The sequence below is a fragment of the Chryseobacterium sp. HNCC26DJ241 genome (assembly GCF_057180505.1).
The window spans coordinates 1-10,966 of sequence record NZ_JBXUGL010000053.1 but is presented as its reverse complement, the minus strand read 5'-3'; the positions used below and the strand labels follow the sequence as shown (position 1 = coordinate 10,966).

At 34.9% G+C, this 10,966-nt stretch carries 7 protein-coding genes and 1 pseudogene; all 8 read right to left on the bottom strand.

Annotated elements, in window-relative coordinates; translation table 11 throughout:
- Positions 1-155: 155 nt before the first annotated feature.
- Positions 156-590, bottom strand: a complete 435-nt coding sequence (locus AC2A1C_RS15225; protein ID WP_484026766.1) for a hypothetical protein — start codon at positions 588-590, stop codon at positions 156-158.
- Entirely contained in the window at positions 590-1,900 is a 1,311-nt protein-coding gene (locus AC2A1C_RS15220) for an RHS repeat-associated core domain-containing protein (RefSeq protein ID WP_484026765.1), read from the bottom strand. Before AC2A1C_RS15220 ends, AC2A1C_RS15225 begins: the two co-directional genes overlap by 1 nt.
- A 218-nt stretch (positions 1,901-2,118) precedes the next feature.
- Positions 2,119-2,583 (bottom strand): CPCC family cysteine-rich protein, encoded by a 465-nt coding sequence (locus tag AC2A1C_RS15215; RefSeq protein WP_484026764.1) that lies wholly within the window; start codon positions 2,581-2,583, stop codon positions 2,119-2,121.
- 105 nt (positions 2,584-2,688) lie between these two features.
- On the bottom strand, positions 2,689-3,171 hold the full coding sequence (locus tag AC2A1C_RS15210; protein WP_484026763.1) for a hypothetical protein: 483 nt from the start codon (positions 3,169-3,171) through the stop codon (positions 2,689-2,691).
- Positions 3,172-3,183: 12 nt separating this feature from the next.
- A complete protein-coding gene (locus tag AC2A1C_RS15205) occupies positions 3,184-4,320 on the bottom strand; it encodes an RHS repeat-associated core domain-containing protein (RefSeq protein ID WP_484026761.1) in 1,137 nt (378 codons plus the stop codon).
- Positions 4,321-4,764: 444 nt separating this feature from the next.
- Positions 4,765-5,157, bottom strand: a complete 393-nt coding sequence (locus AC2A1C_RS15200; RefSeq protein WP_484026760.1) for a hypothetical protein — start codon at positions 5,155-5,157, stop codon at positions 4,765-4,767.
- Positions 5,158-5,161: 4 nt separating this feature from the next.
- Positions 5,162-8,887 (bottom strand): DUF6443 domain-containing protein, encoded by a 3,726-nt coding sequence (locus AC2A1C_RS15195; protein ID WP_484026759.1) that lies wholly within the window; start codon positions 8,885-8,887, stop codon positions 5,162-5,164.
- 254 nt (positions 8,888-9,141) lie between these two features.
- A pseudogene (locus AC2A1C_RS15190) lies at positions 9,142-10,966 on the bottom strand (hypothetical protein); the annotation flags it as partial.

Genomic DNA, 10,966 nt, shown 5'->3' with positions numbered 1-10,966 from the left:
TGTAGGAAAAAATAAAAGAATCAAGTCATCTACCTGTGGTGTAGCGAGTTCTTTAATAAAAATGTAGCAACTTTATAAAAACACAAAACCCACCGCAATTGTAGTGGGTTTGTTTTATCTGCTCAAAGTCGGGAGACTTTGAGCAGCGTGTGTGTTTACTTTACTATTTCTCCGCTGAGTTTAAATTTTATATTAAAAACGTTGTCTCGAATATAATTGACTTTTCTAATCTCTTCTTCTGTTCCTAATTTTTTCAATACATTTTCTCCTTTTTCTGCATATGAAAAGTACTCGTCTGAATAAAAATAAAGTGGAATTAATTTTCCTTGTAAGAATACAGCTCTATTTGAATGTTCTACCCAAAAGTTTTTAGGAGAATCAATGTTACTTAAATATAGAATATAAGTATCCATATTTTCTTTGTCTAAAACCATATAGACTTTATCATTTATATCTGTATTGTGAAGCTCTTTATTAAGAATATCAACAACAGAAGGGGGTAAAAAGTATATTATATCTGAGGTTGTTTTTTGTGAGTAACAACTATGAAAACAAAAGTTCAATATTAGTATTAATATAATTTTTTTCATTATGGATATTTTTGTTTATTAACCATATTATTTAAAGTTTCTTGACCAATATTATTATTTGATGTGGTACCAGCTACATTGGTACTTCCATTTGGAATAACTCGATTAATTGTATTCCCATTTTTTTGAGTCCCTGTATATGAATCTACAGCATATATTGGTATCTTATTGCTATTAGAAGTTTGTGCGTCTATAGGAGATGTTCCAGGCTGCGTTACGTGATCTGGTTTCTGAGACTTATTATGTGTATGAACCTGAGATCCAACAATTAATTTAGTTCCTTCAAAAGTAGTTTTTATAGTATTTCCTGATGCGTCTGTAAAAGAGGTAGTGGATATTATTGCCTGACCATCTGTTCCATCAGGTCCTCTAGTAGATGTCACTTGCGCAGTAGGAACATCTCCTCTTGTAACTTCTAAACCTACCCAGACCTGTCTTTCTTTCGTTTGGTCTGCAATAGTTTCATTATTAGCATTATTTATATCACCACTAATTTGAGTGGTATTTATGGTCACAATTGTACTTTTTGCTTGTAAAGCAACTGTTGCCTCTGCTGACAGAGTGCCTCCTTTTTCTTCTTTGATGTTATTCCAATCAGTTCTATTGATAACTCTTACATTTTTAGTTGCAGCGCCATCGCTTCCTAAATATCTGCCATTAACATCCAAATAATCATCAGGAGGTGTAGCAAACATTCCGTCAGGATCAACAAACATAATAGGATTATCCCATGCATAGTTATAAGGGCTAAATCTTCTCATTTTCTCCGCGAGCGGATCTACATTAAACCAGCGTCCCAGATCTGCCATATACATCCTTGCCCCAAAATCATACATTCCAGTCTCTTGCAATTCCTTACCATTGTACTTGTAGTTAAAAGCCGTTCCCTTTGCATCATACGCAGAACCATAGTAACTGTAGAAATTCATTCCGAAAGGATAGTAGTCATTTCTATCCAGAATGTCAATCGTATTGGTGGCTGTATTTTTAGTATAACTCTGTCTCACGTTTCCAAGATGGTCTTTGTACTGGTAAATATACTTTTTATTTTTATAATCATAAAATCCTTCGGAGGTAGGGAAGAAAACCAATTCCAAAACATTTGCACTTGGTGGTACTATGGTTTTTGCTACGGAAGAAAATGCCTCCGGCTCGGATGCTGTTTTTGCAGATTCTGCACCGCTATCCGCAACAGGTGCTGCAAAAAGTCCTTGAAAAAGAAAATAAAAATCCCTCGCATTTTTGCGAGGGTTGTTTTTATCTACAGACACGAGCGAGACGCTCGCGCCAGCAGGGGGAAAGTATATCATTAGAATTTTCATCATTCCAAACTAATTCTTGAAATTCTTTAATAAGATTTACTCGATTAGCTTTGTCTTTCAATATTTTTTTTAATATTTCCATGTTATTGAGGTATAAAACGATTTTTTACTAAATTACTACCACGTAAGACAGTTGTAATTTGTTACCAACACATTTGGAACATTACCTGGTACCAACACATGTGGAACATTGCCACATTGCCACATCACCCATTTTTATAATATTTCAATTTGCCCTCATTGTCAACAAATTTCAAAAATTTGTCTAAAATAGCACCCTTTGTTTTAAAATTATCTTTTGCATCTTTTAGTGTCATATGATTTACATGACTATACTTAAATTCATCATTACCTCCATCATCTTCCCAGAAACATACCTTACAAATTTGATAATTTCCTTTTTCAAGAATTGTTTTGTAGTTACAACAAGGGCATGCAAATAATTCTTTTGGAGTACCATTAACATTAATTGATAATTGATATAAATTTTTGATCTTTTCTTCTATATATGAAACTTTTATCCCAATATACTGTTCTTTCAAGTATTCAAAAATCTCTTCTTTTTCAATTCCCTCAAGTTCAATTATTTCTTCTTTTTCTTCATCTGTCATTTTTGAAAATTCATTTAATGACAATATATTTATTGCTGTATTTAAATCTAGATTTATCATAATTTTATTTTGTTAAACTTGCAGCAAAGTCAAGAGCATCTTGAAATGGAGTAGAACTTATATTAGGATCTGCTTTATAAAATGTTCTAATTTTTACGAAAATATTTAATGAATTCCCTCTATCATATTTATTAAATAATCTAAATATTTAAAATAAGTAAAGTCTCCCCATTTTCCATCATTCATAAATTTTTTTGCACATTGAGTAAAATTATTTCTATTATCCCACTTATGTACATTGTTTTTATTCAATGTAATAAAATTGTACTTATGTAACTCTTCTTTTTCATTAGATGTTAGTAAATCAATGAATAAATAGTCCTCATATTTTTTAATTATATTCCCATCTACAATACATTTTCTATTTTCTGGTCTGGTCTTTATAATAAATTCATTTGCAAAATTTATTGCCCTTTTCCCTAGAATATGTTTATTTATGCAATGCAAATGAAATGAAGAATCCGAAAACTGATAGAAAATATCTTTAGTGTTTTGAATAAATGGAGGAAATGAAATCATATCCTTAGTGGAGGATATGATTTCATTACATAATTTGCATTGGGTTTGATTTATAAAATTTATTGCCATATTTTCTCTTTTTTAAGGTCTTATTAAGGTTGTTTCCCCACCATGAAAAATATATTGTCTACTTTGATTTAAAATTTTTAGTGCATTAAAATCAGCAGCACTAGCAGGTGCAGATGTAGGATGAGTATGACCAAAAAGAGTTTTTATTTGCCCTATTTCGAATTGAATTCCACCTGGTCCACCACTTACTATTGCCTTTTCTCCATTTGCCAATCTTACAACAGCATGTTCATTCCCTGTTTCCCAAGTTAAACCTTTAATATCATTTATTATATCGGCAATTTTTGTTCCTTGTGGAATTATTTTTTGAACAGCCATAGGTAAAGTTTCTCCTCCTCCACTACTTGCAATCTTAAATGTCTTACTAGCAATATTTGAAAGATATTTTCCGACACCAGCCGCTCTCCAACCTGCTGCAAACAATTCTCCTCCTGCAAAAGACATTGGTAATTCTAGGAAAAGAAACCTTTCAAATTCTGCTACTTCCATAGAAGCTTTAGAATTTTGAATGTACCTGCCCATATTGCTGCTATTCACATCATAATTAAAATCCCCTAAAGCACCTGTAATCTTGCTCATCATTAGATAGCTGTTGTAGCCATAATTGGAAGAATTGTTCCAAGTTTTGGTATTTCCTCTTGCATTGATTACTACATTGGGAATATTAACCAAATAAGTAAAATTACCCGCATAATCAATATATCCGCTTTTTCCATCTCTACGATAGCGATCACTTGCAAATCCATCTCCCGTATTAGTCCATGTTGTGGTTCCGCAATTTGGTGAGTTGTTCCAAAAATTCATTAGCCAATCATTGGTCACTCTTCCATCCGGATCAAACAATGAAATAGGATTATTCATCACATACGCATACGGAGAAAAGGAAGCATAATTTTCAGAAAGCTGATCCATCCCATTCCATCTTCCGATATCGGACATATACTGTCTCCATCCGTAATCATACAAACCTGTTTCTTGAAGCTCCTTTCCGTTGTACTTATAGTTGTACGGAATCCCTAAAGGATCATAATTTGAAATTCCTGTAGAATTAAGGAAATTCATCCCGAAAGGATAATACTTGTTAAAATCAAGAGCTTCTGCGCTGCCCGTTGTGGAATTTTTAGCATAGCTTACTCTTACATTCCCCAAATGGTCTTTGTACTGGTAAATATACTTTTTATTTTTATAATCGTAAAAGCCTTATTCGCTTGAGACCGTGCTTTGCTTGGTTGAGACATGGTCTTGTTCGATTGGGACATACCTTTATCCGATTAATACATTCTCTTGTTTGATTGGGACATTGCTTTGTTTGGCCGAGACATTATATTATTTGTTTGGGACATTACTTTATTCGATTGAGACATTGTCTTGTTCGATCAAGACATTGCTTATTCTGTTTTTGCCTCACCAACATCTTTGAAACACTTCCTATGTCTTCAATATTTTAAGTAGCTATTTTTCTATTTTCTACTACGCTTACTACCCAAAATATCATTTCAAATTTTACTTTTTTGCTTAATTTATAAAATTACAGTATTGAAAATCAATACTGTAATTTGTTGCCAATACTTCTAAAACATTCCCTTATTACCATTAATATCCATCATACATTATTACAAATACCCAAAATGCAATACATAAGAGTACAAAAATCCAAACAATCATTCGGGATTCTTTTACAACTTTTTTATTGGAATAAAATGCATTAATTTTTTCGGTTAAATCATTATCACCTATTAATTTAGATGTTAAGAATAATTGCAAACAAGCAATTCCTATTATTAGAGGATATCTATATACTTTTGGAGGTAATCCTATTGTCTTATCAATTAGCATTAGTATAGGAAATTCTAATAAAAAGATCAAAACCATACCTAATGTTGTAACCGCAAAAAAGTTTTTATTCTTATGATCCTTATAGAAATAATGTTCTTGCAAATAACATTCATAATAAGCATATAAATATGCGTTTTTAATCTTTAACATTGTTTTATTCATCAGGATGTAAATAGTTATAATGATCACTCCCTTGTACTTTTGCCGCCCAAGTCCATGCATTCCAATAATCAATATCGGTCTGTTCTATTCCAAATGCTAATGCTGCTCCTGCATACGGAATTCTATTTAATAAAGCACCAACTACACCTCTTGTTATATAACCTGGATGATGACTTTCTCTAAATTGTTCAACAGAAATAGCTACTCCTAAGTATCCTATTCCTTTCACAACTTTACTATTACTAACAGTTCTAAGCATTCTTGCTCTGTTTAAAAATTTAGTAGCAGAAATATACCTGTTTCCGTTTAATGCGCCATTAGCACGATAGAGGTTATAAGTTTTAAACCAAGAATTAGCTTTAATCATTTTCCCGTTTTTAATAAGACTGCTGGAATAGGTTTCGGCTGCTCCTAAAGTGCTTCCCAGTCCGAATTCTGTCATTTCATGATAATTATCTGCTGTATTTAAAGCAGTCCAATAGTTATTACCATCAATTTTCATCATATGGATCATAGCTTCACCGGAGTTCACTTCCATATCTTCACCGGATATTTGCATGGAGGGCATTCCCCATGTCCAATACGTAAAATATCCATTGCCATTATTCTTTAATTGCATGTTGTAATTTCCCAATACCGCTTTCCACATTTCATTATATGCCGATGTGCTGCCAAAAGGAACATAGCCATTTTCTAAAGGTTTTATATTATCCGGATTTAGATAGCTTCCCGAATATCCGTAACTAAAAAAAGAACTATTACTTTGTCTGCTGCCACTTAATCCACTGTCATAGATATCTCTTAACCAATGCTCACTTTGTCTTCCATCCGGATCATACATCATAACAGGATTATTCATCACATACGCATACGGAGAAAAGGAAGCATAATTTTCAGAAAGCTGATCCATCCCATTCCATCTTCCGATATCGGACATATACTGTCTCCATCCATAATCGTACAAACCTGTTTCTTGAAGCTCCTTTCCGTTGTACTTATAGTTGTACGGAATCCCTAAAGGATCATAATTTGAAATTCCTGTAGAATTAAGGAAATTCATCCCAAAAGGATAATACTTGTTAAAATCAAGAGCTTCTGCGCTGCCTGTTGTGGAATTTTTAGCATAACTTACCCGTACATTTCCCACTTGGTCTTTATACTGGTAAATATACTTTTTATTTTTATAATCGTAAAATCCTTCGGAGGTTGGGAAGAAAACCAAGTCTAATACAATAGTGCCTCCCGGTTGTGCTGCGACTACCGTTTTTTGTGTTGCAGAAAATGCTTCGGGTTGTGAAGCCGTTTTAGCCGATTCTGCACCACTATCTGCAACAGGTGCTGCAAAAAGGCTATTGATTTCTGAAGTATTGGGCGTAGAATATTGAAAACCATCTAAGTATTCGGTAATAATATTCACCTTTGTTCCGTCTTGCTTGGTAACGGCAAGTGTTTTCTTCAGTTTGACTCCATCAGCACTGTATAAAAATCCTGTAGAGTTGGCATCTGTAATGGAAGAAGGCAGATTCAGGAAATTATACGAAATGTTGGTAATTCCCCTGTCCGGCATTGCCGTGATGTTTCCGTTGTCATCATAGGATACAGCTATATTTCCGCCTTTGTATCCGTTGGTATTTCCGGATATATCGTTGATCTTGGATAGGCGATTGCCGTCGTAGCTATAATCCAGATTGTCAATAAGGATTGTAGAGCCTTTCAGCGGTTTGTATGCGGTACGGTACAAGGTTTTGATGTTGCCTCTGTTGTCATAGGTAGCGATCTCGCTATTGTCCTTCTGATAAGCATTATAAGGATGCTGATACAGTCCTGCGGAAAGTCTTCCGCTTTGGTCGTATACATATCCGTACCGTTCCACATAATCTGCGGATGTCGCCCATGATATTTCTGCAATGCTTCCGTTGTACTTCGGCTTCACCTGAAGAGAAGGGAAATCATTGTTGGGCGTTTCCACTCCGTCTCGTTGGTTAAAGTTCATCTTCAGCCCAAAAAGATCGGTTCCCAGATTAGCAGGATCGTTAATGGAGGTAAGCCAGCCACGGACATTATAGGTGTAATCCAGAGTTTGCAACGGAGCAGAGATTCCTCCTGTTGTCGGAATGACAGTGCCGCCGACTTTTTTGGTGGTAATACGCCCCAGATCGTCATAGGTAAGTTCTTCCAGCAATTCTTCCGGTTGGGTGTCCACCTGATGATAATGCTGCAAAAGGAGATTCTGCGGAGAAAATACATACCGCTGTTTCACTATCACATCCGTATTAGTTGCCTGTCTTCTGTGGTAGACTTTGGATTCGGTGATATTTCCTGCAAAATCAAGCTGCATTTCGGTTTTGGTAGTTCCACCGAGATAGGAGATCTTGTGATTTCCTATTAAACGTTCTTTAGCATCATACCAAAAAAGAGTTTTGTTCCAAGATATATTTTCCACATTCCGTACAAAAGATGCCGTGAGCATGGATTTGGTATTGTGGTTATCCGTAGCGGCATCGGAAAGGGTATTCTGAGAATATATGCTCGTTGGTCGGGTTACCGGAACACCAGCCGGATACTGGTCATAATAATTGACAGACAATACATCCGTAATGGCAGTAGGATACGCATTTTTGGTGTAATAAATTGCCAGTGACGAACCGGTGAATCCTACAGCAGTAGTTCTGCTCTCAAAAAGTACGGTAGCTGCATCTGCATTCGTTTGTTCCGTTGCTCTGGTTCCGCCCGTGCATAATCCGGTATAGAGCGTTCTGCCGAGTTTATCATATTTTACAAAAGACCATTTTCCTTGTGTTCTCAGTTTGGTGTCCGCAGACATAATGATGCGGTTTTCTTTATCATACACATAATATTCTCTGCCTTTTCCGGGAAGCTGCTTTTCGGTAAGCCTTCCTTGTGCATCGTATTGATATTGGTAAGCAATTTTATCTCTTGTAGTACCAATGGAGATGTCTTCTCCGGGATTCAGTGGTGGAATCACATACGCCAACTGATTGTACTGGTTGTACACATAATAGGTATCCAGAAAAATGGCTCCGTTCTTCACACGTGTCATCACCACATTTCCCAAGCTGTTTTTATATTCGGTAGTGATATTTCCGTCTTCATCTTTTGCTGAAGTTTTATACAGTACGTTGGCTGCATAAAAACCATCATCGCTGAAAGAGTTGGCAAAGGTGGTAGTATTAAGCGTTGCCGAATATTTTTTTATGGTATTGGCTTCATTAAATTCATACGAGAATTCCTGTACATGGCTGGAAGTCATGCTCCAGTCCGTTCCCGGACTGGCTTTTTTCATCACTCGGCTCAGTGGAGAATTATCATACTGTATTTCGGAATAAGCGTTGGTCGTTCCGTAATAGGAATTGATATCCGCTTCCGAAACTGTTCTTAGCTGGCCACTTCCACTTGCTGTGGAAATAGGGAGGTATTGTTTCGTTTGCCTTCCATCTGCATCATAAAAGTAGGAAACAACAATATCCTTATTGGCCTTTACGGCATTGATGCTGATGCTCTGCTTGGGTCTTCCTAATCCGTCGGTATATTCGACGGCTTGTTTAGATTTTGCAGTAGCAAGGTTGGAAGAACCGGTAGTAACAGGCTCCAGAAAAACACGGGTATAGGTGTAGGTTTCGTTGGGCGAAAAGGTCTGTGAAAAGACTTTTCCGGATAGGCCCAATAGTAGTGATATATAGAGAAATGTTTTTTTCATTGTTTTATTTTTTGTATTATTCTCATTCTTTTGCCTTGATGCAAAAGAACCAAAAAATCAAGACTGGATTCTTTTGCTAAAATTCAAAACTATTTTCTAAAATTTCCGAACTCGCATGAAAACAAACGGGTTTGTCAATTAAAACATTATTAACATGCTCAAACACCGGAAATTTCTTTACGAAAACAGTTTTAAATTTCTTCACGCAAAAAACTCCAAGGTCAGTAGAATTTTCTTTTATTATCATTAGGATATTAATTGGTATAAAGACTGTTTTTATACTGGTTCTGCTTGATAATGTTGTGGTTGATATCTTCCACACGGATCAAGCGGTTGGCATTATCATAATAGTAATATTCTTTGTTGCCGCTTGGTGAGGTCACGCTTTTTATTCCAATTAATGGATCATAGGTATAGGTGGTAACCAAATAATCTTTCAATTCGGTTTTTAGCCTGAACTCGTCTTGTTTTTGTCTTAAGGTTTCTTCTGAAGCGTCGTCAATGTCCAGATTGGACTTAGTATAGATATCCAGACTTTTATAAGCATCAACAGAAGAACTTAGACCAAATATTGTCATTAGATCAGCATATTTTATTCCTTCTACTTTTGCAATAAGCAATGTAGAATTATATCCGTATACATATGCTGTAGGAATTCCGGTTTTGGAGGTGGACTGCAGAACATTGCCCATCGCATCATAGAGATCATTTTTTTCTTCGTCTTTTACCACTCCTCCTATTCCGGTAGATTTTACGGAGGAAGGGAAATAATTGCCTGCATGTTCATACTTGGTTTCTATTTTTCCGGCTTCACTACCATTCAGTTTTTGCGTCACTTCTAAAGGAATAGACAGCATACCTGCTCCTATAAGTTTAGTGTTATTTTTTTCTGTGGCGTATTGATACTCGGTTTCAGAAATAATACCGTCGGCAGAAATATTTTTCTCGCTTATCAAATTATTGTTTTCTTGATTGAATGTTTTTTCTGAAGTAATGGTTAATGCATTTCCTTGAGAATCATATGAAGTTTCTTCTGTTTTTATTTTTTCAGGGAAAGATTCTTGGGTATAGATAGGAATAGGATTTCCAACTGTTCTTTGTATATCTATTTTATATTTTTTCTGAGGATCAAATGTGGGTAAAGTATAAGTGTATTGAGAAGAAGATAGCAGGTTATTATTTATATCATATACTTCTTTTTTCTCTAAAAGCCCCTTTTTGAATAGATTATAATTAGGCCATACTTCAATATTATGTTCGTCATTGTATTCATAAGGATAATGAGGAAGATCTTTAGAAGTCATATAATAATATTTGATATGACCTGACTTATCACTTTCTGTTACTTTTATATTTCTATATACTACAATTGATTTATATTCATCCAAAATTTCCTCACCACTTGTTAATTGAGAATTGTTAAACTGATTATAATTAAATTCTATAGTTTTTGTGGGTTGCATATTATTGTTAACAGAAGGAGCATGATCATAGAATTTAATTCTCTCAACCCTTACTCCTATGTTAGACATTCTACTTTGGTTAATATAAGGCGGATTAAGGTAATTCAATTCATATATTTCAAAAAAACCATTTCCTCCAGATCCCGACAGAATAATTTTAGTGTTATTATTGTTGGAGACATAATAATTAGGCATAGGTTTATAATCAGTTCCCTCAATAGCTGAGTTTTCTATTGTGTTATTTCCATTTACTACAGATAAACGTAAAGAAAATCCTGGATCCGGTGGACCTGGAGTACCAAAATTAGGATTATTTCCATCATCATTCGGATCAGGGGGATAGTAATCTAAAACAGTCTGTTTTATCCAAAATTTTGTATATGGATTTTTTGTGAGTCCTGTTATAGAGTATATTTTACTTATATTAGTATCAAAATCAATAGTTTCTACTTTTTTCAAATATTGAATTTCTTTATCTATAAAACCGTAGGCAGGATTTCGAATCATATCAATGTAGTGTGTACTATTTTTATCCGGATAATAAAAAGCATGCCCCAATAATTGATTAGCTCCGAATTCATATTCTATCATTCCGCCTGTTGGCAGTTTGACATAT

Coding starts and splice junctions, on each gene's coding strand:
- AC2A1C_RS15220 (WP_484026765.1), bottom strand. CDS start 1,900: ATGATATACTTTCCCCCTGCTGGCGCGAGCGTCTCGCTCGTGTCTGTA.
- AC2A1C_RS15200 (WP_484026760.1), bottom strand. CDS start 5,157: ATGTTAAAGATTAAAAACGCATATTTATATGCTTATTATGAATGTTAT.
- AC2A1C_RS15210 (WP_484026763.1), bottom strand. CDS start 3,171: ATGGCAATAAATTTTATAAATCAAACCCAATGCAAATTATGTAATGAA.
- AC2A1C_RS15195 (WP_484026759.1), bottom strand. CDS start 8,887: ATGAAAAAAACATTTCTCTATATATCACTACTATTGGGCCTATCCGGA.
- AC2A1C_RS15225 (WP_484026766.1), bottom strand. CDS start 590: ATGAAAAAAATTATATTAATACTAATATTGAACTTTTGTTTTCATAGT.
- AC2A1C_RS15215 (WP_484026764.1), bottom strand. CDS start 2,583: ATGATAAATCTAGATTTAAATACAGCAATAAATATATTGTCATTAAAT.